The sequence below is a fragment of the Phyllobacterium sp. 01N428 genome (genome assembly GCF_056399405.1).
This window is the reverse complement of sequence record NZ_JBFTRH010000005.1, coordinates 202,880-228,207: the sequence shown is the minus strand read 5'-3', so window position 1 is coordinate 228,207 and position 25,328 is coordinate 202,880. Positions and strand designations below refer to the sequence as shown.

Genomic DNA, 25,328 nt, shown 5'->3' with positions numbered 1-25,328 from the left:
CATGGTCGATCTCAAAAATATCGTGAAGCGTTTCGGCGATCTGACAGTGCTGAATGAGGTCTCGCTCAGCGTTGCTGAAGGCGCGGTCATGGCGCTCGTCGGCCCTTCGGGCGGGGGCAAGAGCACGCTGCTGCGCTGCATCAACCTCCTGGAAATTCCGACCTCCGGTTCCGTCGATATAGCCGGCGACAGGTTGGAGTTTCGACCCGACCTTCGCGTCAACAGCAAGGACGTTCACAGGCTTCGCCGTCACACCGGCATGGTGTTCCAGAACTTCCAGCTTTTCCCGCACCGGACCGTCATCGAGAACGTCACCGAGGGGCTGACCACCGTGCTGAAATGGCCGAAGGAGCGCGCGCGCGAACGGGCCATGATGCTTCTCGAAAAGGTTGGCCTCGCCCACAAGGCCGAGGTGTGGCCCTCGACGCTTTCGGGCGGCCAGCAGCAGCGTGTGGCCATCGCGCGGGCACTCGCGCCCTCACCAAAGGTCCTCCTGTGCGACGAGCCGACATCGGCGCTCGACCCAGAACTATCCGGCGAGGTAGTCGACGTCCTCGCGCAACTTGCCCGTGAAGGAACGACGATGGTGATGGCGACGCATGATCTGCGGCTCGCATCGAAAATCGCCAATGAGGTCATTGTTCTCGACGGTGGAGTGATCGTCGAACAAGGGTCTTCGCGCGATATCTTCACGCGCCCGCAACGCGAGCGGACAAAGCGATTCATCGCGACATTGACGCATGAGGAGAGAAACACCCAGGGCGAGGGGATCTGATTTTCCCTACCCGACGCGGCTTCAGATCAATCCAGTGAATCCGCGTCGGCGGGAAGGTTGTGACCTTCCCACTTATCCTGAGGGATGGACGCGGACCGCGTCGAGCAATAGCAGTTGTTCCAGGTAGCTCTAGACAAACGGTTTCGCGAGTTTGAGCCGCCGTGGCAGCAACCGGTCGAAATAGGCCTTGCCGCCGGCAGCAAGACGCGTTCCCTCCGCAGACAGGAAGCCGGGGGGCAGGTGACGCGTCTTTCCCGCGACATTGGCGAGCGGCACCAGGCGGATACGGGTCATGCCGCCTTCCTCCTGCAAGGCAACCGACCCTCCGCCCTGTGCTGCAGCTTCGACCGCAAATGTGCCCGCATCAAAAGCTTCTTGCGCATCGGTCGCGTTGATCATCCCGGCATTGCCGCGCGGCAAATAGCCAAACGTGTCAACCCGGGCGCGCACGCCGGGCAATCCGTCGCGCAAGGCCTGTTCCACCGCCATGCCGAGATCGCCACCGGAGAGGCGAACATTGCCATGTGCGTCAAATTCAAGGCGCTCGCGCGGCACGAGATTTTCTACCACCGAACGGCCGTCCTCGGCGGTAACGCCTTCGGACATGGCAACGATGCAGCGGCCATGACGATCGATGACGGAGCGTACCTCCTCGACGAAACGCTTTGGCGAGAAGGCGAGTTCGGGAACATAGAGGAGATGCGGTCCGCTCTCGTCGTCAAATTGCCACGCGGCTGCTGCTGCGGTCAGAAAGCCGGCGTGCCGGCCCATGACGATGCCGACATAGATGCCCGGCAAGGCGCGGAAATCGAGATCGACGCTGGCGAAAGCCGTGGCGACGAACTCGGCGGCAGAGATAAATCCCGGGGTGTGGTCGTTTTCTTCAAGGTCATTGTCGATCGTCTTCGGCGCGTGAACGAAGGCGATATCGCCGCCTGCCGCGTCATTCAGGATCTGTTGCGTCCCAGCCGTATCGTTGCCGCCGATATAGATGAAGGCTGTGGCGCCTGCCTGTCTCAGACCCTTCAGGACCTTTTCGCAATAGGCAGCGTCCGGCTTGTCGCGCGTGCTGCCCAATGCGGCGCTGGGCGTTGCGCCGAGCAAACGGAGCTGCTCCTCGGGAAGGTCGGAGAGGTCGACGAAATTGCCGTCGCGAATGCCACGCACGCCATGGAGCGCACCGAGAATGCGGGCGCCCTTATGGCGTTTGCGTGCCTCGATCACCGCTCCAGCCAACGTCTGGTTGATGACGGCGGTAGGGCCGCCGCCTTGCGCAATTACGAATGTCTCGCTCATGTCCGCCCTCCGCTCTTGTCATCTTTGCCTTGACGAAGCAATTGGACTTTGAGGGGAGGGGGAAGTCAACTCTGTTTGACGTATTTCCGCCAATCGTGCTCTTCGCGGAACCCGAGGACTTCGCGTGTCTTGCGGTTGGACAATGGCGCTTCGAACTCGCCAAGTTCGCGGGTGATTGTCACGTTGGGGCAGTATTTGGCGAGGAATTCCTGCGTCGGCAGCGTCGCCGTGATCGTGTCGTTGACCGCGTTGAACACCTGGAAGCCGAGACCGTTCTTCTGGATCGCCAGATCGACGATCTGCCCGAGATCGCGGGCGTCGATGTAGCTCCACGCATTGCGTTTGCGCGACATCGGATTCGCGATGAAATCCGGGAAGCGATCATATTCATGCGGCTCGATCACATTGCCGATGCGCAGCGCGTAGATGTCCGCGCCGGTGCGCATGGCAAAGGCCCGTGCAGTCTTCTCGTTGACGAGCTTCGACAGTCCGTAGCTGTCCATCGGATCGATGTCGTAATCTTCTTCGAGCGGGAACGCATGGAAATCCTTGTCGCCCTCGGCAAAGCAAACGCCATAGGTCGTTTCGCTCGAGGCGATGATGACCTTGCGGATACCGAGTTTGACCGCCGCCTCGATGACATTGTAAGTGCCGATCGTATTGACCCGGAACGTTTCGTTGTCGGGCTTGATCAAAACGCGTGGCACCGCTGCAAAATGCACGACGGCATCGATCGGCGCCGGACCTTTGCCTGTTTCGAACCCATCGAAGCCGAAGTGGCTCGAAAGGGCGTTGAACATTTCGCCGCTGTCGGTGATATCGGCAAACAGGGTGTTGACGCCTGGATAGTCCAGGGCAACGAGGTCGATATTGAGAACCTCATAGCCGTGCTCGACGAGGTAGGGAATGACGTGACGCCCCGCCTTGCCAGCGCCGCCGGTGAACACGATACGCTTTTTCATTCTGGTTTCTCCATGTGCCGGGGCACTGCCGTCTGGGAGTCGGCAATGCCCTCAATTGTCGCTTTGGCGCAGGTTGCGCAGCCTGTCGAAGAGGACGGCGAAGAGGATTGCGCCGCCGATGAAACAGCCTTGCCAGAAGGCATTGATACCGAGAAGACCAAGGCTGTTGCGGATCACCTCGATCAGCGCTGCGCCGACTAGCGCACCGAGCGCGGTGCCGACGCCGCCGGCGAGGGCCGCGCCACCGATGACGGCCGCGGCGATGACCTGAAGTTCAAGACCCGTGCCGATATTGGTGGTAATCGCGCCCAGCCAGCCGGTCTGGATGATGCCGGCGATGCCGGCCGATAGTGAGGAGATCATATAGACGGCAACCTTGATGAGCCGGACCGGTACGCCGGTGAGGGTCGCCGCATGCTCATTACCGCCTATCGCATAGACGTGGCGTCCGAACCTCGTCCAGCGCAGTACAAAGCCGGTCAGGAGCGCCAGCACGATCATGTAGAGGACAGGATTGGCGATGCCAAGGAACCACGCGCCACCGCCGAGCGCTAGCAATTTGTCATGGTCCGGCCCGAACTGGAACACCACCGTGTTGCCGGAGGCGACCATGGCGAGACTGCGCGCGATCGACAAGGTGCCGAGTGTGACGACAAAGGGGGGCATGCCGATATAGGCAATCAGGATGCCATGACACGCACCGATGGCGAGGGCGGTGGCGATGGACGCGGCAATGCCGATTTCGATGCTGTAGCCGGCATGCATGACCACGCCGAGGATCATGCTGCATAAACAAAGGACCGATCCGACCGAGAGATCGATTCCTCCCGTGATGATGACCAGTGTCATGCCGAGCGCGATGATCGCGACAAAGGTGACGTTGCGCGTGATGTTGTAAAGGTTTTTGGTCGTCGCGAAGGAATCCGTGGCGAACGAGAGGAAGATACAGGCGAGGATAACGGCTATCAGTACCCAGAACGTCTGGCTTCCCAGGACGGACGAGAGCCAGTTGTGCTGCCTTTGGTTGATTGTCTGATCAAGTGTGATGGCCATGGTCGACCTCGGTTCCTCCAAATGGTTCGATGCCCGACGGATCAGGCAAGCTGTTCGATCGCGCCGGTGATCAATCCCGTTACTTCTTCAGGCGACGTCGCCCCGATCGACTTGTCAGCAACCTTCCTGCCGCGCCGCATCACTATGACCCGGTCGGCCACATCGAAGACGTCGGGCATGCGGTGGCTGATGAGGATCACTGCAATTCCCTGATCGCGCAGGTTGCGGATCAGGTTGAGGACCTCGGCAACCTGGCGGACCGAGATTGCCGCTGTCGGCTCGTCCATCAGCACGATCTTGGCCTCTGATAAACGCGTACGTGCAATAGCCACAGCCTGGCGCTGCCCTCCGGACATCTGTTTGACCAGGTCGCGCGGCCGCGTCTCGGATTTCAGTTCAGCGAAGATCTGGCCGGCGCGCTTGTACATGTTGGCGTAGTCGAGGATGCGGATGGGACCGAAACCCCGCCGCAGTTCGCGCCCAAGAAAGACGTTTGCCGCCGCCGAGAGATTGTCGCAGAGCGCAAGATCCTGATAGACGATCTCGATTCCATGCTGACGGGCATCGATCGGCTTGTGCATGATGAGTTCGGCACCATCCATGCGCATGGTGCCTTCGCTCTGGCGGAAATTTCCGGCGATCATCTTCACCAGCGTTGATTTACCGGCGCCATTGTCCCCCATGAGGCCGACAACCTGGCCAGGTTCAATCGCGAATGAAACATCATTAACCGCTTGTATCGCGCCGAAATGCTTCGAAATATTGATGAGTTCGAGAACCGCCACCAGCTAACCTGCCTCCCTTTTTCTGTGCGCTCGCTATCCCGCTCGTTCGTGCGGACATTGTCGCGACCTTCCATCCCCTCCCAAGGAAAGCGGTAGGTCGAATTTACGCAAACGCTTAATCAAGCGTCAATCAACTTTCGGGTGATTGCAAGCCCATACAACCAAAAATAGTTTTATATTACAAATACCCGTTGACGGGGAAACGTTGGCGTTATTAGCTAGCGTCAGGGAGGAATATCTGATCACGAAAGCGACGGGGCAAGTCGGGCGGAACCCGTTCGCGGTCAATGCGGTAACGCGTACTCGCCGCTCGTTCCCGGTTCGAACCGGAACCTGGAAGACATCGGGATCAGGCAAAGTTGTCGCCTGCATCGGACTGAAATAACTATCGACTGGTTTCCGCGATACGTGTGATTGCAGAACAACCTCGTATTGTCTGGCATCCAGATTGATCTGTGTGGCGGGCACGCTCGTGTCCGTTGGGTTCAAGGGAGGAACAAATGAGGAAATCAATTCTACTGTTAGCCGCCGCTGCGCTCGCGCTCGGTGCCGGACCAGCTCTGGCGAAGAAGCAGCTTGTCATCGTCGTCAAGGGTCTCGACAATCCATTCTTCGAAGCCATCAACCAGGGCTGCCAGAAGTGGAACAAGGAGAACGCGAGCTCCGAATACGAGTGCTTCTACACCGGTCCAGCTTCGACATCCGATGAAGCAGGTGAGGCACAGATTGTCCAGGACGTGTTGGGCAAGGCAGACACGGCCGCGATTGCCATTTCACCATCTAACGCCAAGCTAATCGCGCAGACGATCAAGACCGCCAATCCGACGGTTCCGGTCATGACGCTCGATGCCGACCTTGCTGCAGAAGACTCTGCCCTGCGCAAGACCTATCTTGGCACGGACAACTACCTGATGGGCGCCAAGATCGGCGAATACATCAAGAAGGGCAAGCCGAGCGGCGGCAAGATTTGCACGATCGAAGGCAACCCCGGTGCGGACAATATCCTGCGCCGTGCGCAGGGCATGCGCGACACCCTCAGTGGCCAGAAGGGCTTGACCGCCCTGAAAGGCGAGGGCGGCTGGACAGAAGTTGCCGGTTGTCCTGTGTTCACCAATGACGACGGCGCCAAGGGCGTCCAGGCGATGACGGACATCCTCGCCGCAAATCCAGACCTTGACGCATTCGGCATCATGGGCGGCTGGCCGCTCTTCGGTGCGCCTCAGCCGTATCGTGACCTGTTCAAGCCACTGGCTGACAAGATCGCCAAGAATGAATTCGTCATCGGCGCGGCTGATACGATTGGCGACGAAGTTGCCATTGCCAAGGAAGGCCTCGTAACGGCTCTCGTTGGTCAGCGGCCTTTCGAAATGGGCTACAAGGCGCCATCGGTCATGATCAACCTGATTGAAGGCAAGACCGTCGAGGATCCGGTTTTCACCGGTCTTGACGAATGCACCAAGGATACTGTCGATACCTGCATCCAGAAGTAACCTTCAGGCGAGGAGGGCGCGTCATTGCGTCCTCCTCGCTTTGCGTTCAACCGAAAAAATCTGTTCCGGCAGCTTAATCATAATTCCCGGATGTGCAGAGGGCTTCCCGCAAAGCTGGTGCGCTAGGCAATCAGGATAAGGCCGGTCGCCGTCAGCGCCGCGATCCATATGAGATCGAAGTTGATCCACCCGCGCCGCAGGAACGCGAGCCCGAACCAGTCATAGACCGTGAGCGCGATTACGAGAATGACCGCCAGCATTGCGGCCATGTGGGTGCCGACCGCTGCGAGCGCGATCAAGAGTGACCCCGAAGCCGTCAGGCCCTGCCCAGGCATCGACGCAAGGCAAAGCGGAATCACAACCGGCACAAGCATGAGTCCGGCGCCATGCGCGCTCGCCATCAGGAACGACCAGAAGCCGAGACCGACCATCCCCGTGGTCATGCCAACACGCACTCGGTGCCGGTGACCATAGGCGGCCTGATATGCCGCCCAGGCGAGCAGCAGGATACCCGCCGCGATTTCGAGCGGGCGCTGGTCGAAAATGAAGCCGAGCAATACGGCAACGACGGCAACCACCGCGATCGAGGCAGCGTGGCCAAGCGCAATCGGCACGAGCGACCGCAAGACAACCATGCGACTGCCGCGGTGAAGCCCGAGCGCTACCGCGAACAGCCAGCCCATCGCCGGGTTGAGACCATGAAAAACGCCAAGGCCGGCAAGCACCAGCCATGGAGAAATGGATGTCATTCTGCGTGTCTGCTCGTCGTTTGACCTGATGCCGTCATGGATAGCAGTAGGAATCCGACGAACAATCGCCACCTTCGAGCCGCACCTGGTGCGGCCGGTGGCTCTTCGGCCAATCGATGAAGAAGTTCTCATCGAATGTGATGCCGCCATTCTCGCCGACATCGAGCTTCACCATCCAGCCTTCGAGCCCTTCCGGATAGAACTGCGGATCGATGGGTCCGTAGAGCGAGTTGGTGAAGTAGACCCGCTTGCCATCGCGGCTGATTTCCACCATCTGCGGCCCGCCGTTCAGGGCGCCGTTCTTCGCTTTCGGATGCGTCGCTCGCGAGACGATGCCGCCGATGCGGACCCGGCCGGTTTCCTTCGGATTGAATGGGTCGGAGACGTCATATTGGATCATGTCGCCGGTGCCCCAGCAGGAGACATAGAGGAAGCGGTCATCCATGGAAAGGTCGATGTCGGTGACGAGCGGCGCGACCGCGCCGAACCCCTTCAGCACGGGCGGCAACAGGTCGGGGTCGGCCGGCTCGGCAGGGATTTCGATGATTTTTTTCACGGCCCATTTGTCGCCGTCGCGATACCAGGTCCAGATCGACGCGGAAAGATCCTTGAGGCTGATGACGCAGCCGACAAAGCCATAGGCCTTGGTCGGGTTGTGCGCCGGACGCAGTTCGAACACCAGCTGGTATTCTTCACCGAGATCGATTTCCTGCAGATGCTTGCGCTTGTGGAGGTCCCAGAAGTGCAACCGGCGTCCATACTTGCTTCCGAGCAGTATCTCTGGAACGAGACCGTTCTCAAACGTGTCGGGCGTTCCCCATTCGCTGGTTACCATCGTGTCATGCCCGAGGTGCCACCAGAAGTCATAGGCGAGTTTTTGCGGGCCGCGGTCCATCTCCCACTGTCCCAGAACATCGAAACTCGTGGGGTCAAGGAGGAAGATGCCTCCCGGCGCCTTGCCTTCGGCATTGCCGAGCGCGTTCACGTAAATACCCTCGGGACCGCAGTGAATGGTGTGAAGGCGGGAGTAGCCTGCCTTTTCGGCGACTTCCTCCGGCTCGATGACGCGGATGATTTGCGGGTTCTTCGGATCGGGCTTGGTATCGATGATATGGAGCCGCGAGGAACGCAGCCCGGGTACGACCAGATAGCGGCGTTCCATATGCGGGTGAGGGGCATTCGGGCAAAGGCACGACGAGCAGGCATTCCAGCCGAAGTGATGCAACTCATCGCCAGCATTCGGCATGTCGACCTGGCCGACAATCTGCGAATAAGTGGGGGATTGCGGATCGACGTCGACGACTGTAATGGCGTCGGGGATCTTTCGTTCGGGATCGAAGGCGGCGACGTAAGCCAGTTTTTCGGCCGGCGCTTTCGCCGCCATGCGCGGCGAGGGATAGAAGGAAGGATCAGGTTGCCAGGTTGCCATGATGATGCTCTCCTCGTGATCGATGACAGAGTGTGCTGAGCGGTCCCCAATGCGACTTTCGTATCAATCTTGGCATCTGGCCGCTGTGCTGTCCAATCAAGTCATTTGATGAGAGCGGGGCCACCCGACCGGGGCCGGATGGCTCTGTATTGATCAATAGATATCGAAGGGGAAATACTTCGAGACGATTGTCTTGTAGGTTCCATTGGCTACGATGGCATCGATCGCCTTGTTGAATTTCTCGCGCAGCGCGTCGTCGCCCTTACGAATGCCGATGCCGGCTTCAGTTGCCGTTCCCGGAACGTCTGCAAGCATCTTGCAGCAATCCTTGCCGGCATTGTTGAGCCAGTCGACCACGACGAATTTGTCTGAGATCAGCGCGTCGATGCGTCCGTTCTGGAGGTCGGCGGCAGCTTCTTCCTGCGTCGGGTAGAGCTTTACGTCCACGCCGGCCTTGCCATAGATGTCGGTCGCATAGTTGCCCTGGGTCGTTGACGCCTGGGCGCCGACGCTCTTGCCCTTCATGTCTTCGACGCCGACGCCGGCGAGCGTGCTATCCTTCGGGACGATCACCGCCAAAGGCGTGGTATAGTATTTGTTGGTGAAATCGATCTTCTGCTTGCGCTCTTCGGTAATGCTCATGGACGCAATGATGGCGTCATACTTGTTGGCCATAAGGCCCGGGATGATACCGTCCCAGTCCTGCGCAACAATGGTGCATTTTGCCTTCATCTCATCGCAGAGCGCATTAGCGATATCGACATCGAGGCCAGCCAGCGTTCCATCGGCCTTCAGGGTATTGAAGGGCGGATAAGCGCCTTCAGTGGCGATGCGGATTTCTTTCCAATCCTGGGCTGCTGCGTTCGATGCAAAAGCGACGATGGCCGCAGCGATCGTCAGAAACGTTTTATTCATGTTCCATCCTCTTGGGTACCTGGCCTTTTGGCCCGCCAACACATTAGCCGAAGCGGAATGGATGCAAAGGATATTTTCACGCAAGAGTTGAATCAGCTCACCGGACTGGCGGCTCTTCGAGACAGCGGCAAAAGCGGCGATTGAGCAATGCCGCAACCACTGCTAGCATGGACTGCCGTCGTGTGTACGGCCAGGCGAACTTCGTTCAAGCCTGCAACGTCGGAGGTTTGACATGGCCTTAAACGATGACAGACCGATTTCACTCTTCAAGAAGCTGGGCGGATTGATCGCCATTATACTGGGTTTCCTGATCACTGCGTCAGGCTACCGCTACGATTCGACAGAGTTCCTGACCATTGGCATCGCGTTCATCGCGCTTGGCATCATCCTCCTCGTGCTCATGATCGTCCGACGCAACCAGAGCGGGCACGTGTGACGCCCAGCAGGCCGACAGCTAGAGAGGAACCCTCGACCGCTCGGGGCGGGGGTAGCACTAAGTTATTGATACTTTACAATAATTTGCAATTTATGGCATAAGAGTAGTTATGGAACTCACGCTTCGCAGGTCAGGCGAGAAAGTGGCAATTGATCCGGGCCGTACGCCCGGTCATGGACGGTGCATCGTCTTGCCGTGCACCATAACGGCGGCAGCGGCCTCGAATGCTGCTGCAACTGCTTCTGCACCGGGGTCGACTATGCCATCAAGATCGCGCGCGCCGACATAAGACGAGCGACCCGCTTTTGCCTTGGTCATCGATGCCGTTGCCTGGGCTCCGGACCTTGCAGCAACGGCAGCTTCTTGCGCTCCGCTGGCGGCAAGTGCATTCAGTGCGGGATCGAGCGCGTCGATCATCGTGCGATCACCGGGTTTGGCGCCGCCGTAGAATGTCATGCGATCGAGCCCTGAGAGGAGTGCTTCCGGTAGGTTTGCGCCTGCCGCCATCGACTTCGATGCCGCCGTAAAGAATATCGATAGAAGCACGCCGCTCGAACCGCCCATGCTGGTTGCGAGAATCGAACCTATGGCCGCAAATGTCGCCGCCTTGTCGGCGAGGGGCAGTGTATCGATCCGCGCCAGGATGCCGCGCGCGCCTGCTGCAACCGTGGAACCGGTATCGCCGTCACCAGCACGAGCATCAAGCCGGTTGAGGTCCGGTTCGAGCGCTACAAGCCTGTTGCAGACGGTCGCGAGCATTTCTTCGACGTCTGCGTCGCGGCTGGGGGCCTTATGTTCGATTTCGCTTCGCACTGCGGGCGCGGGCACGATGGCTAGCTTATGGCGTTCGACAGGAGTGAGCCACGCGTGCGGCGCGACCTCCGCGAGAAGAGCCGCTTCGCGCGCCAGATCGAGCTTGATCAGCGACAGCGAAAAGCCGTTCATGTTGAGCGCTGTCATGATCGGCCCCGGGCCGATGACGAGCTTCACTCTCCCGCCAAGCGGTGTTGCGAGAACATTGCGCGCGATCACGTTCATCTCGACTGGTGGCACGGCACCAAGGTTGTTGATGAGCAAAGCATATTCGCCGCCAGCGGGAATAGCGGCACTGAGGCGTTCCGTCATGATGCCGACAATACTCGCCGCAGCCTGGACGGGGATGCGCTCGACGCCCGGTTCCCCGTGAATGCCCAGCCCGAGTTCGCCTTCATTCTCGCCGAGCCGCGACTCCTGCGGCTGGCCCGGAATTGAACAGGTGGAATAGGCAACGCCAAGCGAAACAATCTCAGCTGCTGCGGCGGTGGCGGCTGCAGCGATGTCCTGCAACGCGTCACCACGCTCGGCGAGAAAACCTGCGATCTTGTGCACGAACAGCGTGCCGGCGATACCGCGGGGCTGTGCGAGGTCCGGGAGCGCTATGTCATCGGCAACGATAACCATCTCGACGTTGAACCCTTCGGCGCGTGCCCGCTCAGCGGCAAGACCGAAGTTCAGCCGGTCGCCCGTGTAATTCTTGACGACAAGGAGGCAACCTGCAGGACCAGTAACGGCGCGTATGGCCGTGAGCACCGCATCAACGCTTGGCGATGCGAAGATTTCCCCCGAGACTGCGGCCGTAAGCATGCCCCGCCCCACGAAGCCGGCATGGGCAGGCTCGTGGCCTGCGCCGCCGCCGGAAATGACGGCGACTTTCGACCTGTCCCAATCGGACCGCACAATGATCTTGATGTCCGGATATGAGTCGAGGCGCGCCAGCAGACCCGGGCGGCTGGTCAGCAGGAGGCCGTCCAGCGCCTCGGTGACGATGTTTTCCTTGCGATTGAAGAAGTGGCTCATCGGCTTACCCAGTCTGTTGAATCATCAGGTCATAACCCGACCTGATGACACCAGTACTACGGTTTCCATCCTTGGCAAAATTGCGCACGGTTGCGCGTGGCCACTTGGAAGCCACAGCCACGTTGGCAAGCGGGAGAGCGGCACGTGCAGTTGCGCCTCGATCGCCTGCCGCTCAAGTCAGGTGCGCAACGCAAAGACCTATTTGTTCGTCCGGTCGTCGATGAAGACCCCGGCGCGCTGCGCTGCCTGGACAAAGGCCTGCCTGGCTTTTGCCGGCGTCATCCACCCTTCGAGGGCATCGCGATTGATGCGAACGGCACGCTTGTATTCAAGCCCATCCTGCTGCGGCCATTGATTTCGGAGACACTCAAGAGCCTCCCAAGCCGTCGCAACCAAACGGAGCCCCATGGCGCCAAGACTTATTCTGACTGGCGATGAAAACGACTTGTCGTCCATTACACCCTCCCCCTACCACTTTGCCCGATGCCCCGAACGAAGCATCGATGGGAGTGCGGCGCGTTATGCGACAGGATCTGCGGGCCGGTATCCACTGGACATTGCTGGACTGCTGTCCGGCATGTTGCGGAATCCGGGATGTAAACGATGTCGGCATGACTGGAATGTGAAAGCATAGTTGAACTCCAAAACAGAATTGCGAACTATGTTTCCTCCTTTACCCCATTCTTTTTTGTTTGCTGTTCAGGGCTGTCACTACGATCTCAGATTTGAATCGCATCCGCAATACCAAATTCGGCGAATGCCGGTATATCTCAAGGTGCAATCGCCGTCAGATCAGCTGGCGGAACTTCAGCTCATCCTTCAAGTAGGCGTAGTAGATCGGCGCAGCGATCAGGCCGGCAATGCCATACCACGCCTCCAGGACAATCATCGCCAAGAGCAGCTCCCACGCGCGCGCCTTGATGCGTGAACCGATGATCTTCGCATTGAGGAAATACTCGAGCTTATGGATGACAATGAGAAAAGCCAGGGATCCGAGTGCCGCAAACAGCGATACGCTGAGGGCTACAATGACGATCACGGTATTCGAGATCAAATTGCCGATGACGGGCAACAGGCCGGCGATGAAGGTGACCGCAATCATGGTTTTGACGAGTGGAAGCTCTACGCCGAACGAAGGCAATATGAGCACGAGGAAGATCCCGGTAAAGAACGTGTTCAATGCCGAGATACGCAGCTGCGAGAAGACGATGTTGCGGAACGCGTCGCTGAAGTGATCGATGCGATCGGTAAGCGCGATCGCCAGCGGGCCGAGCTGCCGTGACGGCGCAACCGAACTCAGTGCGACCATGCCACCTATGATCATGCCGATGATGATCCTTATGAGAAGGACACCGAACTCCCTGCCGACCAGCTGCAACTGTCCGGCATGTTCACGCAGCCAGACGGCGGCAACCGATTCCAGCTCTTCAAGGTTGGACGGGAAATAATCCCGCGCCCAGCTTGGCAGATGTACCTGCGCCGTATCGATGATTTCCGCCATCTTCTTGAAAAGTGACGCGATGCCTTCCGAGCCGTCACTCAGAAATGCGACGCCGCCGAGCACGGCCGCCACGATCAAAAGGATGAAGACGAGGGCAAGCAGCGCCAGAGCTACCGTCTTGGCAATTCGGCCATCGACCCCTGCCCTGCCGAGCAGCGGTGCCGAGAGATGCACGACATTATAGACGAGGAGGCCGGCAAGAAGCGCCGAAAGCAGTCCCAGTTCGAGCACGGCGATAAGCGCTATGAACGACAAGACATAAGATGCAATTGTAAGCCGGTTGGCGGTAAGCAAGCGGTGCCCCTAGGAAGGCGTTATTCATTGCCCACGTTCCTACCCTTGAAGTCCGACGCGATGCAAGCACAACCGTTGGACAGCTCGGCGTTTCAACAAAATAGATTGAAAAATATAGTACTTTAAGATGAGATAGGATCTCACCTAAAACGTTACTGCAAATGACATGAAAATATCGGCACCGGATCATGATCTTGTTTAGACGGTATAAGTAGGTATTGGCGATGCGGGGTTAAATTACTGCTTCATCGTCCAACCCCGAAGGGAGCGACAATTGCCATGGCGAAGGCGCGGCGAGGTTTCACAGAGCGGATAGACACGGCTGCCGGTAAAACGGCCTTTGTCTTGCAGGGTGTAAGACCCGCCCAACGCGTGAACGAGACGTTGGATCGTATTCAGGCAGAGCGCGGGCTCAATCGGGAAGCACTGCGCGGGTCGTCGGGCGCACGTCCAGTTCTTCTCACCGGCGGTAACAGTGCAGCCAGGCTTGGTGCGTCCGCCATCATTGCCGCAGGACTGGGCCTCGAACTCTTCCGCGTCGATCTTTCGGCTGTCGTCAGCAAATACATCGGTGAAACCGAGCGCAATCTCAAGCAGCTTTTCGATGAGGCGGAAAGAAGTGGCGGTGTGCTGCTCTTTGATGAGGCGGACGCGCTCTTCGGCAAACGCTCGGAAGTGAAGGACGCGCATGATCGCCACGCAAATGTCGAGGTGGATTACCTGCGGCGCATGATTGAGAACTACGATGGGGTGGTGATCTTGGCGACCGGCTCGCAGCATTGTTTGCCAAAGCTCAGGGCCATTGCCGGGTATACGGTAGAGCTTGCACCGGATGGTGACGCTTGCTGAACGCGGTCTAGGTGGGGAAAACCCTTGCAGCGGTCCACATGGCGGCGATGGAACATTTCAAGACGAATTCGAGTTAAATGTAGAGTCTATTTACAAAATTAAGTTATATTTCAGGAGAGAAAGGTGGGCGGAACCTTGTCAAATGCGCCAGGCGTTCGACTAAAATCGTTGAAACCAGCCCCTCATTGCCACGCCACCCTCGGCAGTGCAGTCCCCTCGTTTGGAACTCGATATCGGCGTGCGGCGTCCCATGCGTGACGAAGCCGAGAATCATCATGATTTCAAGGGATTGACTACCGACTACTTTGATCGCCGGAGCGAAACTTACGACCAGGACGCGATTTTTCCGAAACTCGCTTTTGTGATCATTCGACATGCCGATATCGAACCGGGGCATTGCGTGCTAGACATCGGCACGGGCACCGGGCGGCTGGCGCTGCAGGCCGCGAAAATGGTTGGGGATGAAGGTGGCGTTGTCGCCATTGATCTCTCGGCGGAAATGCTCACGCAGGCGCATTTCAAGGCCGGGATGGATAATCTCAGCAACATTCAGTTCATTCAGGGAGATGTCGAGGAGGCGACGTTTGATAATAACGCGTTCGACAGGATCCTGTGTTCCTCTGCGTTCGTACTTCTGTCCGATCCATACGCGGCGCTCAGGCAATGGAACCGCTGGCTGAAGTCAGGCGGGATGGTGACTTTCGATGCACCGGGCGAACCCTTTGGCATTAACAGCATCATTGCCGAAGTCGCAGAAGCGCATGGAATTGACCTGCCCTACGCCACGATCGCCAATACCGTCGAAAAATGCAAAGAGCTGCTGGAGAATTCCGGATTTGAGGTGGCCGAGATCAGCCCGGAATTGATGCAGGAGCATAGAATGTTGACTGAGGAAGCGTTGTTCGTCTGGGAGAAATCCCTCGCGCATCCCGCCTGGCACCAACTCACCCTTCTGCCTGCCACAGAACTACAACAAATGCGGAAGGACTTCGAAACGAAGGTCCATGCCAAGGCCAAGGATGGAACCATCGTTAGCAAAATCATCATGCACGTCGTGACGGGCCGAAAGAAAACTGACGGCGTATGAGCTCTAGGCGGTCGGACCTTCCAGCTCGCCGCGCCTGATCAATTCTTCGCGGATCAATTTCTTGGCTATCTTGCCATAGGCCGACTTCGGCATTTCCGGCCAGAAGACAAAGCGTTTTGGAAGCTTGTAGCGCGCCATCTTGCCGTCAATCCAGGCGATCATTGCGTCAGTGTCGGGACTGGCCCCGTCACGCGGTACGCAGACGGCAAGACCAACCTCGCCCCACATCGGATCTGGGATACCGAGCACCGCAACCTCGCTGATGTCGGGATGGCTGAGGATCTTTTCCTCGATCTCGCGCGGATAGATGTTTGAACCGCCCGAAATATACATATCGGACGCCCGCCCGGTGATGAAGAGATACCCTGCCTTGTCCATATGGCCGAGATCTCCGGTGCGGAACCAGCCGTTGCGGAAGGCCTTCGCATTCGCTTCCGGATTTTCGTAATAACCGGCAAAGACAGCCGGGCCGATCACGCAGATCTCGCCCGTCATTCCCGGCTCCAATTCGTTGCCGGCATCATCCTGAATCGAGATCTGCATTCCCGTGCGCGCATAGCCGCAAGTGCCAGGACGCGTATCGTCAGTGTCTTCTAAATGATGTTCGCTTGCGGGCAGAACGGTTATATTGCCCGTAACTTCCCCAAGCCCGAAATACTGAACCATGACCGGGCCCAACGCTTTCAACGCGTGCACCTGATCGGTGCGATACATCGGCGCGCCGGCATAGATCACGTAGCGCAATGACGAATGGTCCCGCTCGTTGACCGAGGGGTGCTCGGCAAAAAGTTTGAGGATCGTCGGCACCGTGAACATGTTGCTGACCTGCCAGGTTTCGACGAGGCGCCAGGCCTCGGCGACATCGAGCTTTTCGCCGGGCAGGAGCACCGTCTTCGAACCGCGGGCGACCTGAGTCAAAAGGTGGATACCCGCCCCGTGCGATAACGGGGCGACAACGAGCGACGCGTCGAGGCGCGTCGTCGCAGGCATCAAGTCGCAAAGGTGGTTGGTGATAACGAAAGCCATCTGACCATGCGTAAGCACGGCTGCCTTCGGCCGCCCGGTTGTTCCTGAGGTAAAAAAGAACCAGCACGGGTCGTTATGATCGACAGGTGCCGTCTCTACCGTCTCGCCCTCGAAGCGTTCGATGATCGCGTCATAATCCTCGCCGAACGGGGCGTCGCCGATGGCGATGGCGAAGGCAAGGTCGGAGCTGGCAGCCCGGCAGGCGGAAACATGCTCCGGAAACACATTACCGCAAATCATGCCCTTCGCGCCGCTCGCCGCCGCGAGATAGGCCACTTCATCGGGCGTCTGGCGGAAGTTGGTTGGAACCCAGACAGCACCGAGCTGAAAGCAGGCGAACATAGATTCGAGCATCTGGTTACAGTTCTGCGACTGGACGAGGATGCGATCGCCCTTCCCTACCCCGTACTCCCTCTGCAGCGCCGCCGCCATGGCATTGACCCGGCGGTGTATCCCGCTCCACGCCCAGTTTTGGTCGCGCCACACGAGTGCTACCTGATCGGGAAATCGCGCCGCCGTTTGAGCAAGAAACCCCGAAAGATTCATAACCCGATTCGACATGCGTTCCATGGTTTTCCCCCGATAATCTAGGTCCTCGGCTGTATCGACCGTCCTTTGGGTGCCAAGCCCCGTGGCCTGTCATCAGCCGGCTGCAGATGGGCCAGCCGTGCTTCGATCTTTCGTGCCTCACTGCGCATGAGCGAGGCAAGTTCAACCTGCCTATCGGGCTGCATCCGGCTGTCTATGGCGGCGATGCTGAGCGCTCCCGCCGGGCGTCCGTCAGGATAGCGTATGGCGAGGCCGACGCCCCAGGAGTTTGGCAGTATGCGGCCCGGGTTCAAAGAAAAGCCGCGTTCCCGCGCAGTCGCGATATCCGCGCGGATTTGCGGCGGAGCAAGTTCGGGGAACTCCTTGAGGAGTTCTGGCTCGTTGGCGGAAAGGGCGGCCTCGATCTCGTCGTCGTCAAGCGCGGCAAGAATGGCGAGTGAACCCGCACCGACACCAAGCGGGTGGCGATAGCCAGCCTGGAGCGCATGGGTTCTGATTGGATAGGTTCCCTCTTCCCGGTGCAGGCAGACGACGTGATGATCGCGCTGGATCGACAGGAAGCTCGTATCCTGCGTCTTGCCAGAAAGGACGCCGAGACTGTCGCGGGCGATCTGCAGGAGGCCGTATCGGCGTGTGGCCAGGGTACCGAGTACATAGGCCTCCTGCCCGAGAAAGTAGCGCCGCGATCGCGCATCCTGTTCCAGCAAACCGGAGCGGATGAGGGCCAGGAGCAGTCGCCTTACGGTCGGCTTGTTAAGTCCGCTTTGCTCGACGATTTCGCTGAGGGAGCCACCTTCGTCACCAAAATAGCTGACGAGGCTGAGCAGGCCGAGGGCCCGATCGACGCTCTGCGAGCCGTTGTGAGCCGGTGCTACCGTCTGTTCCATCATTGTAACCCGCGATCCATATTGTGGATTAGCCTATCAGCGGAATTTGCGAAAGGCAAAATTGAATCCCGGGTGGCCCCAAATCGCGAGCGAAATATTCACTTGAGCGGGCGCGTTCGCTCTATAATGTGGACCGATGATTTGTGTCCGGTTCGCCCTCCTGAAATTGCCTCCCGAGGAGCGCCTGATTGCGCTTGCGGGCCATGTTTGAGCGACGTTTGCGTCAGCCGGGCCCGGCGGCCACGGCCCCCTTCGAAAGTTTAATCGGCTCCGGGGAATACCTGCAATTTACCCTCAAGTCGGGCCTCAGTATCAATGAGGCCATCGCCCTCCCCCTCGCGGAGGCGGGCCTGACGGCAGCTTCAATCGTCCTTGAGGGTGGAAGTTTCGCGCCCCTCCACTATCTGATGCCGGCGCTGTCGACAGATGACTACCATGCAGCCTGGTATAGCGAAACGAATTCACCCGAAGGCGAGGCGCAGCTCGAACGCGGCAATGTGACTTTTGGGGAAAGAGACGGTCATCCCTTTATTCACTGCCATGCGACATGGATCGAGGCCGAGGGTAGGAAGCGATGTGGTCATGTCCTGCCGCACGAGACGATCGTGGCAAAGCCAATCCGCGCCACGGCCTGGGGCACGAACGACGTGCGTATGGTATCAGAACCCGATGCGGAGACGGCGTTCACCCTGTTTCATCCTATAGAGACTGCACAGGTTCCAAGGGCTAAAGGGCCTCGCATCGTAGTGGCGCGTGTCCGGCCTAACGTCGACATCATCGAGACGCTCGAAGAGATCTGCCGGGCGAGCGGTTTTTCCAATGCCCGATTGCGCGGCGGTGTCGGCAGCCTGATTGGCGCGCGCTATGCGGACGGAACGTCCGTTGATGACATTGCAACCGAGGTGTTCGTCATCGATGGCTTTGTCTCGACGCAGCCGAATCTCACAAGGCTCGAGATCGTCATGGTCGATACAATGGGAAGGATAACGCAAGGGCAACTCCTTCGCGGAAAAAACCCCGTTTGCATCACGTTCGAGCTCTACCTTGAAGAAGCTTGAAGTCCGAACCGGGTGATCAGTCGTGACCTTCGCCCGGATAGCTTAGCGTCTGCAATTCGCTGGCATCGATGCCGGCAATACGCCGAAGCACGGCGCTTGCCAGTTCCCGGCCCGCCTGGCGTACGTCCTCATTGAAGACGATGATCTGGGGGCGGAACCACTTCAGCACGTCCGTCGACTGCTTGGAGGCGAGATCAACGTCTTTGCCGATCTCCAAACCTGCCGCCTCGATACCGGCCACAATGGCGATCGCCGCGCTGCCGCTGCAGCATACGATCCCATCGGGACGGTCCGGTCCGGACATGATTTCAACCATGCGGTCGCGAATGCCGGCGAGCGATGTATCGACATCGAAGCCGGAAAAAGACAATGAGTTTACGCCGCCTTCGCTGATGGCCCGGGCAAACCCTCGCTCGAGGTGCCGGTAATACGTGACCGATGGCGAAGGTCCTGCAAGCATGGCGATCCTGCGGCGCCCCCGCTCTACCAGACTTTTGACCGCAATATAGGCGAACGTCTCATTGTCGAAGTCATGAAACGGATGCTCGATGCCCATTTCCGTGCGTCCATGGGTGGCGAAGGGAATGCCGTGTTCAGTCAGGTAGCGAACGCGCGCATCGTTGGGCTCGGTGCGAGACATGATGATCCCGTCCGCCGAACCGGTCTCGACAATATAGCGGATCGGCTGCATCGGGTCGTTCTCGACCGAGTAGGGGGTGACCGTCAAATGGTACGGCGTCTCCGACAATATTTCGGTAATGCCGTAGACGAGGTTTGACGTGAGCCCCATGATCTCCGATTGCGCATTGAGAACGAGACTGATGACATTGGTCTTGCCGGTTCGCAGCCGGACCCCGGCGCGATTGGGGCGGTAGCCGATCTGCTTGGCAATGAGCTGAACGCGGTTCTTCGTTGCCTGCCCGATTTCGGGAGCATCCTTGAGTGCCCGCGACACTGTGGTGACGCCGAGGCCGGCCATGAAGGCAATGGTCTTCAGCGTCGGACGCTCGCTATCTGCGGGCGGTCCGGCGTCCGGTGCAGTGGATCGGGCGCTTTTCTTTGGCTTCATTGCCGCTTGGCCACAACCTTGAAGTTGACATTGGCTGTATCGTTTCAAAATTTGAACAAAATGTACAGAGCCATGCGACGACTTTTTCCATGCGGAAATCAGTCTCTATTCCGCTGGACCCTGGCAGCGCAACCCATCAGACAAGATTTTCCGGACAGGAAAAATAAGACAAATCAATGCTATAATGAAGATACAGGCCAAAATAAACGGGAACCCAATAAAAAATCATCGCTCGGGAATTGCATCGTGCCGGAGTTTGAACTAGCCTACCTGTAACGTTTCAGATTTGGGAGGATAGGATGCGTTACCGTTCGATGCTTGCCGCTCTCGCGGCTTCGACTTTGCTTTTTGCAGGCTCGGCGCGAGCCGTTGATCTCGAAGTCACCCATTGGTGGACATCCGGCGGCGAAGCGGCGGCGGCAAAAGTCCTTGCGCAATCCTATGACAAGCTTGGCGGTGACAAATGGGTCGATGGCGCCATCGCCGGCAGCGGCACCACAGCTCGCCCAATCATCGTCAGCCGCATTCTCGGCGGCAATCCCATGGGGGCAACGCAGTTGAACACCGGCCGTGATGCCGAAGATCTCGTCAAGGCAGGGCTGATGACCGACCTTTCCGAGCTTGCAGCCAAGGAGGGCTGGGCCGACTTCATCCGCCCTTCCAAGCTCCTCGACTCCTGCAAGTATGAAGGCAAGATCTACTGCGTGCCGGTCAACATTCACTCGTGGCAGTGGATGTGGATCAACCCGGGCGCGTTCAAGGAAGCGGGTGCGCCGGTTCCCACCAACTGGAGCGAGTTCGTGGCCGCGGCGCCGAAGCTCAAAGAGAAGGGCATCATCCCACTTGCGACCGGCGATGCGTGGCAGGTCGACGGTATCTTCCGCGTGATGCTCGCGACGCTCGGCGGCAGGGAACTCTATCTCAAGATAATGGACGACAAGGACAAGGATGCGGCTGCAAGTCCTGAAATGAAGGCGGTCTGGCAGGCTTTCGCCAACGCGCGCGATCTTGCCGATCCCGGCTATGTCGGCCGGCAGTGGAACGAGGCAACCTCACTCGTGCTGACTGGAAAGGCCGGCGGGCAGATCATGGGCGACTGGGCACAAGGTGAATTCGGCGTTGCCGGCAAAGTCGCCGGAACGGACTATGACTGTCTGCCGGGCCTCGGCGTCCACCCGATACTCGATACGGGCGGCGATGCGTTCTATTTCCCGAAGAATGCCAATCCCGAAGTCACGCGCGCCCAGCTGAAACTGGCGAGCATGCTCGTTTCGAAGGAGACCCAGGTGGCCTTTAACCTTGCCAAGGGTTCTTTGCCCATACGCGGCGATATCGACATGGAGGCAGCCAACGCCTGTATGCAGAAGGGCATCAAGATCCTGGCTGACGCTAATAATGTGCTTCCCTCGATCGAGCAGGCGCTTTCTTCCGACGCGCAGGGCCAGCTCGAAGATTTGAATACGGAATTCTTTGCCAACAAGGATATGTCGGTCGACGACGCGCAGGCGCGTTTCGTCGAAATCATCAGCCAGGCAAAGTGAACCGCTGGACATGACGCCCCGATAGCGACCGGCCGCAAGGCCGGCGCCTATCGCAAGGTTGGAGACACTTCATGGCCGCGACCCGCCCCTTTGTCCCTTTGCGCAATTTGAACGCGAAGATTGCCGCCGTTCCGATGATCGCAACGGTACTCGTCGTGTTCATCGGCTGCACACTCTGGACGGTGATCTATTCGTTCACCTCATCGCGGTCGCTGCCGACACTGGATTTCGTCGGAATTGATCAGTACAGGCGACTGTTCACCACCTCACGGTGGATCGTATCGCTGCGAAACCTCGCCATATTCGGCGTCCTCGCGCTCAGCTTTTCGCTGGTTTTAGGTTTTATTCTCGCCGCGCTGATGGACCAGAAGATCCGCTTCGAGAACACCTTCCGCACAGTCTTCCTTTATCCTCATGCGCTGTCGTTCATCGTCACCGGCCTTGTCTGGCAATGGATCTTGACGCCCGCCTACGGCGTGCAGAAAGTCGTGCGCGACCTCGGCTTCGAGACGTTCAATTTCCCGATCCTGACCGACGGGCGCTTTACGATCTACGCGATTGTCATCGCCAGCCTATGGCAGGGCACCGGCCTTGTCATGGCGCTGATGCTGGCCGGGCTTCGCAACATTGATGACGAGATCTGGAAGGCGGCACGTGTCGACGGCATTCCCACCTGGAGGATCTATCTCTTCATCATCATTCCGATGATGCGCCCGGTCTTTGCGACGACCCTCGTGATCATCGCTGCCACGATCGTGAAAGTTTACGACCTCGTCGTCGCCATGACCAATGGCGGTCCGGGCATCGCCTCGGAAGTTCCGGCGAAATACGTCTACGATTTCATGTTTTCGCGCGGCAACCTCGGACAGGGCCTCGCCGCTTCGACGATCATGCTGACGACGGTACTGATCATCCTCGTTCCGTGGGCGCTCTATGAGTATCGGCCGAGAAACCGGACGCTGGGAGTGGGCAAATGAGCCTCGTCAATCCTGCAGAGCCGCGCGGACGGCGTCCTCGTCGCATCGTGTCGCCCACCTCGATCATGATCTACGGGATCCTCATCGTCGCAGCGGTCTATTACCTCATTCCGCTCTACGTCATGGTCATGACTTCGCTGAAGGGCATGCCGGAGATCCGCCTCGGCAACATCTTCTCGCCGCCGGTCGAAGTGACATTCCAGCCATGGGCGACAGCGTGGAACAGCGCCTGCACCGGGCTCTACTGCGAGGGCATCAAGGTTGGCTTCTTCAATTCGATGAAGATCCTGGTACCGAGCGTGATCTTCTCGATCATTATCGCCTCGGTGAACGGTTATGCATTGTCGAACTGGCGCTTCAAGGGCTCGGAGCTGTTCTTCACCGCGTTGATCTTCGGCGCATTCATCCCCTATCAGGTGATGCTCTATCCGCTGGTCATCATCACCCGCGAACTTGGGATATTCGGCACGCTCACCGGTGTCATCGTCATCCATACGATATTCGGCATGCCGATCCTGACGCTGCTCTTTCGCAACTATTTCGTTTCCCTGCCTCCTGAACTCTTCAAGGCCGCGCGTGTCGACGGTGCCGGCTTCTGGCGGATATTTCTGCAGATCATGCTGCCCATGTCGCTGCCGATCTTCGTTGTTGCCGTGATCCTGCAGGTAACCGGCATCTGGAACGACTTCCTTTTCGGCGTGATCTTCGCCGGGACCAAGAATTTTCCGATGACGGTGCAGCTCAATAACATCGTCAACTCGACGCAGGGCGTGAAGGAATACAACGTCAACATGGCGGCCACCATTCTGACCGGCGCCGTCCCCCTCCTCGTCTATTTCTTCTCAGGCAAGTATTTCGTCAGGGGCATTGCCGCTGGCGCCGTCAAAGGATGACCCAGTTGCACAGCGTCTCGATCAAAGATCTCTCGCTCAATTTCGGTTCGGTCGGGGTCCTGAAGGACCTCAATATCGATGTGGCCGATGGCGAGTTCCTGGTCCTGCTTGGACCTTCCGGGTGCGGCAAGTCAACGCTACTGAATTGCATTGCTGGTCTTCTCGATATTTCCGAGGGGCAGATTTTCATCAAGGGCAAGAACGTAACCTGGGAAGAGCCAAAGGATCGTGGCATAGGGATGGTGTTCCAGTCCTATGCGCTCTATCCGCAGATGACGGTCGAAAAGAATCTCTCGTTCGGGCTGAGGGTCGCGGGACTTCCGAAGGCGGAAATAGCTAAGCGCATTGCCGCCGCCGCCGAGATCCTGCAGATCGGGCCATTGCTGCATCGCAAGCCAGCTGAACTTTCCGGCGGGCAGCGCCAGCGGGTCGCCATCGGAAGAGCCCTGGTGCGCGACGTCGATGTGTTCCTCTTCGACGAGCCCTTGTCCAATCTCGACGCCAAGCTGCGCTCGGAACTGCGCGTCGAGATCAAGCGGCTGCACCAGAAGCTCGCCAATACAATGATCTATGTCACGCACGACCAGATCGAGGCGCTGACGCTGGCAGACCGGATCGCAGTGATGAAGGGCGGGCTGATACAGCAGCTCGATGACCCGCTGACGATCTATAACCGTCCGCGCAACCTGTTCGTCGCGAGCTTTATTGGCTCGCCAGCCATGAATTTCCTGAAAGGCGAGATCGGCGGCGACAGTGCTGTTCCCGTTTTCAAGGCCAATGGTCTTGACATCTCCCTCGCTTCCTACGCCGCGCAACAGCCCCTGCCCTTTGGCCGCGCCGCCATCTTCGGCTTCCGGCCTGAGCATATCGCCATAGGCGACGCACCCGGTCCGGCCGGGCGGTCATCTCCCGCGACCGTCGATCTCGACGAGCCGATGGGCGCCGATAGTCTCGTCTGGCTAAAGGTCGCGGGTAAGCCGATTTCGGTCCGCGTCGATTCGGGCCGCCGCTATCAACCCGGAGAGAAGGTATTCCTGACCTTCAATCCCAACCTCGCTTCCGTCTTCGACGCCGAAAGCGAAATCCGCATCTAGTCCCCGCATGAATCCTGGAGAACCGCAGTGACCGATTTTTCCTATCAGCTCTATAGCTCGCGCAACTTCCCGCCCCTTGAAAAGACCTTTTCCATGCTTAAACGCCATGGCTATGCGCAGGTCGAAGGCTTCGGCGCCGTCTATGCCGATCCGAAAGCAACGCGAGCGGCTCTCGACGCCAACGGACTTGCCATGCCAACGGGTCACTTCAGTATCGACCTTCTGGAGAACGAGCCGCAGACGGTGCTCGACATTGCCGGTACGCTTGGCATGAAGGCGATTTTTTGCCCGCACCTTGCGCCGGATCTGCGGCCCGCGGACCGGGAAGGCTGGCTTGCTTTTGGCGAACGGCTCGAACGCGCCCACGCAACCTACAGCAAGGCGGGCTACGTTTTCGGCTGGCACAACCACGATTTTGAATTCAAGGCGCTCGCCGACGGCACCCTGCCCCAAGATGCCATCTTCGCGGCGGCGCCAAGTATCGCATGGGAAGCCGACATTGCCTGGATTATCCGTGCCAGCGCTGATCCCGTTCAGTGGATCAAGGATCACGGCGATCGAATTGTCGCGGTTCACGTCAAGGATATTGCGGGGCCGGGCGAAAATGCGAACGAGGACGGCTGGGCCGATGTCGGCCACGGCACTGTCGACTGGAAAGGATTGATGGGAACCCTGCGCGAGACGCCCGCGCAATATTTCATCATGGAGCACGACAATCCGTCGGATGACGAAAGGTTTGCCCGCCGTTCCATTGCCACCGTCAAGTCGTACTGAGGA

24 protein-coding genes are annotated in these 25,328 nt (G+C 58.7%); 11 read left to right on the top strand and 13 right to left on the bottom strand.

Annotated elements, in window-relative coordinates:
* Nucleotide 1: 1 nt before the first annotated feature.
* Nucleotides 2-775 (top strand): amino acid ABC transporter ATP-binding protein, encoded by a 774-nt coding sequence (locus AC1DNI_RS14650; protein ID WP_027232213.1) that lies wholly within the window; start codon nucleotides 2-4, stop codon nucleotides 773-775.
* Between the two features lie 129 nt (nucleotides 776-904).
* Here AC1DNI_RS14650 and AC1DNI_RS14645 read toward each other — a convergent pair whose 3' ends face one another.
* From AC1DNI_RS14645 to AC1DNI_RS14630, 4 genes are all read right to left on the bottom strand, one after another.
* Complete coding sequence (locus AC1DNI_RS14645) at nucleotides 905-2,071, bottom strand: diphosphate--fructose-6-phosphate 1-phosphotransferase (protein ID WP_477692358.1); 1,167 nt, start codon at nucleotides 2,069-2,071, stop codon at nucleotides 905-907.
* Between the two features lie 65 nt (nucleotides 2,072-2,136).
* Entirely contained in the window at nucleotides 2,137-3,033 is an 897-nt protein-coding gene (locus tag AC1DNI_RS14640) for an NAD-dependent epimerase/dehydratase family protein (protein ID WP_153669897.1), read from the bottom strand.
* Between the two features lie 51 nt (nucleotides 3,034-3,084).
* Nucleotides 3,085-4,086, bottom strand: a complete 1,002-nt coding sequence (locus AC1DNI_RS14635) for an ABC transporter permease (protein ID WP_027232210.1) — start codon at nucleotides 4,084-4,086, stop codon at nucleotides 3,085-3,087.
* A gap of 41 nt (nucleotides 4,087-4,127) precedes the next feature.
* Nucleotides 4,128-4,871 (bottom strand): ATP-binding cassette domain-containing protein, encoded by a 744-nt coding sequence (locus tag AC1DNI_RS14630; RefSeq protein WP_027232209.1) that lies wholly within the window; start codon nucleotides 4,869-4,871, stop codon nucleotides 4,128-4,130.
* A 500-nt stretch (nucleotides 4,872-5,371) separates the two neighbouring features.
* Between AC1DNI_RS14630 and AC1DNI_RS14625 the strand changes: the two genes are divergently transcribed.
* On the top strand, nucleotides 5,372-6,361 hold the full coding sequence (locus AC1DNI_RS14625) for a sugar-binding protein (protein ID WP_027232208.1): 990 nt from the start codon (nucleotides 5,372-5,374) through the stop codon (nucleotides 6,359-6,361).
* A gap of 122 nt (nucleotides 6,362-6,483) precedes the next feature.
* Here the strand turns inward: AC1DNI_RS14625 and AC1DNI_RS14620 are convergent, their stop codons facing one another.
* From AC1DNI_RS14620 to AC1DNI_RS14610, 3 genes are all read right to left on the bottom strand, one after another.
* Nucleotides 6,484-7,110 carry a hypothetical protein gene (locus AC1DNI_RS14620; RefSeq protein WP_477692357.1) on the bottom strand — a complete coding sequence of 209 codons (627 nt, stop codon included), beginning with the start codon at nucleotides 7,108-7,110 and terminating at the stop codon, nucleotides 6,484-6,486.
* 34 nt (nucleotides 7,111-7,144) lie between these two features.
* Nucleotides 7,145-8,539, bottom strand: coding sequence for a selenium-binding family protein (locus tag AC1DNI_RS14615; protein WP_091923366.1), 1,395 nt, complete (start codon nucleotides 8,537-8,539; stop codon nucleotides 7,145-7,147).
* A gap of 153 nt (nucleotides 8,540-8,692) precedes the next feature.
* The gene (locus AC1DNI_RS14610; protein WP_027232205.1) at nucleotides 8,693-9,454 is read right to left on the bottom strand and encodes an ABC transporter substrate-binding protein; all 762 of its coding nucleotides are present in this window, start codon (nucleotides 9,452-9,454) and stop codon (nucleotides 8,693-8,695) included.
* Between the two features lie 232 nt (nucleotides 9,455-9,686).
* Here AC1DNI_RS14610 and AC1DNI_RS14605 point away from each other — a divergent pair, with 232 nt between their 5' ends.
* Nucleotides 9,687-9,890: a hypothetical protein gene (locus AC1DNI_RS14605; RefSeq protein ID WP_477692356.1), complete on the top strand. Its 204-nt coding sequence runs from the start codon at nucleotides 9,687-9,689 to the stop codon at nucleotides 9,888-9,890.
* Between the two features lie 171 nt (nucleotides 9,891-10,061).
* On the opposite strand, the gene AC1DNI_RS14600 is transcribed toward AC1DNI_RS14605, so the two are convergent.
* The 3 genes from AC1DNI_RS14600 to AC1DNI_RS14590 form a co-directional block, all read right to left on the bottom strand.
* Nucleotides 10,062-11,726: a dihydroxyacetone kinase subunit DhaK gene (locus tag AC1DNI_RS14600; RefSeq protein WP_477692355.1), complete on the bottom strand. Its 1,665-nt coding sequence runs from the start codon at nucleotides 11,724-11,726 to the stop codon at nucleotides 10,062-10,064.
* A gap of 198 nt (nucleotides 11,727-11,924) precedes the next feature.
* A complete protein-coding gene (locus AC1DNI_RS14595) occupies nucleotides 11,925-12,134 on the bottom strand; it encodes a DUF982 domain-containing protein (protein WP_370462256.1) in 210 nt (69 codons plus the stop codon).
* Nucleotides 12,135-12,513: 379 nt separating this feature from the next.
* A complete protein-coding gene (locus AC1DNI_RS14590) occupies nucleotides 12,514-13,521 on the bottom strand; it encodes an AI-2E family transporter (RefSeq protein ID WP_113281335.1) in 1,008 nt (335 codons plus the stop codon).
* Nucleotides 13,522-13,800: 279 nt separating this feature from the next.
* On the opposite strand from AC1DNI_RS14590, the gene AC1DNI_RS14585 reads away from it, so the two are divergent.
* Together AC1DNI_RS14585 and AC1DNI_RS14580 are read left to right on the top strand one after the other, a co-directional pair.
* Nucleotides 13,801-14,370, top strand: a complete 570-nt coding sequence (locus AC1DNI_RS14585) for an AAA family ATPase (RefSeq protein ID WP_477692354.1) — start codon at nucleotides 13,801-13,803, stop codon at nucleotides 14,368-14,370.
* A 220-nt stretch (nucleotides 14,371-14,590) separates the two neighbouring features.
* Complete coding sequence (locus AC1DNI_RS14580; RefSeq protein WP_477692353.1) at nucleotides 14,591-15,457, top strand: class I SAM-dependent methyltransferase; 867 nt, start codon at nucleotides 14,591-14,593, stop codon at nucleotides 15,455-15,457.
* A 3-nt stretch (nucleotides 15,458-15,460) separates the two neighbouring features.
* On the opposite strand, the gene AC1DNI_RS14575 is transcribed toward AC1DNI_RS14580, so the two are convergent.
* On the bottom strand, nucleotides 15,461-17,044 hold the full coding sequence (locus AC1DNI_RS14575) for an acyl-CoA synthetase (RefSeq protein ID WP_477692352.1): 1,584 nt from the start codon (nucleotides 17,042-17,044) through the stop codon (nucleotides 15,461-15,463).
* A 26-nt stretch (nucleotides 17,045-17,070) separates the two neighbouring features.
* Complete coding sequence (locus tag AC1DNI_RS14570; protein WP_477692440.1) at nucleotides 17,071-17,919, bottom strand: IclR family transcriptional regulator; 849 nt, start codon at nucleotides 17,917-17,919, stop codon at nucleotides 17,071-17,073.
* A gap of 203 nt (nucleotides 17,920-18,122) precedes the next feature.
* Between AC1DNI_RS14570 and AC1DNI_RS14565 the strand changes: the two genes are divergently transcribed.
* Nucleotides 18,123-18,977, top strand: a complete 855-nt coding sequence (locus AC1DNI_RS14565) for a PCC domain-containing protein (RefSeq protein ID WP_477692351.1) — start codon at nucleotides 18,123-18,125, stop codon at nucleotides 18,975-18,977.
* 16 nt (nucleotides 18,978-18,993) lie between these two features.
* Here the strand turns inward: AC1DNI_RS14565 and AC1DNI_RS14560 are convergent, their stop codons facing one another.
* Entirely contained in the window at nucleotides 18,994-20,046 is a 1,053-nt protein-coding gene (locus AC1DNI_RS14560; protein ID WP_477692350.1) for a LacI family transcriptional regulator, read from the bottom strand.
* Between the two features lie 299 nt (nucleotides 20,047-20,345).
* On the opposite strand from AC1DNI_RS14560, the gene AC1DNI_RS14555 reads away from it, so the two are divergent.
* From AC1DNI_RS14555 to AC1DNI_RS14535, 5 genes are all read left to right on the top strand, one after another.
* Nucleotides 20,346-21,587: an ABC transporter substrate-binding protein gene (locus tag AC1DNI_RS14555; RefSeq protein WP_477692349.1), complete on the top strand. Its 1,242-nt coding sequence runs from the start codon at nucleotides 20,346-20,348 to the stop codon at nucleotides 21,585-21,587.
* Between the two features lie 71 nt (nucleotides 21,588-21,658).
* Entirely contained in the window at nucleotides 21,659-22,564 is a 906-nt protein-coding gene (locus AC1DNI_RS14550) for a carbohydrate ABC transporter permease (RefSeq protein ID WP_477692348.1), read from the top strand.
* Nucleotides 22,561-23,457 (top strand): carbohydrate ABC transporter permease, encoded by an 897-nt coding sequence (locus AC1DNI_RS14545; RefSeq protein WP_477692347.1) that lies wholly within the window; start codon nucleotides 22,561-22,563, stop codon nucleotides 23,455-23,457. Before AC1DNI_RS14550 ends, AC1DNI_RS14545 begins: the two co-directional genes overlap by 4 nt.
* Nucleotides 23,454-24,551, top strand: coding sequence for an ABC transporter ATP-binding protein (locus AC1DNI_RS14540; protein WP_477692346.1), 1,098 nt, complete (start codon nucleotides 23,454-23,456; stop codon nucleotides 24,549-24,551). Before AC1DNI_RS14545 ends, AC1DNI_RS14540 begins: the two co-directional genes overlap by 4 nt.
* 27 nt (nucleotides 24,552-24,578) lie before the next feature.
* Nucleotides 24,579-25,325 (top strand): sugar phosphate isomerase/epimerase family protein, encoded by a 747-nt coding sequence (locus AC1DNI_RS14535; RefSeq protein WP_477692345.1) that lies wholly within the window; start codon nucleotides 24,579-24,581, stop codon nucleotides 25,323-25,325.
* The last annotated feature ends 3 nt before the right edge of the window (nucleotides 25,326-25,328 follow it).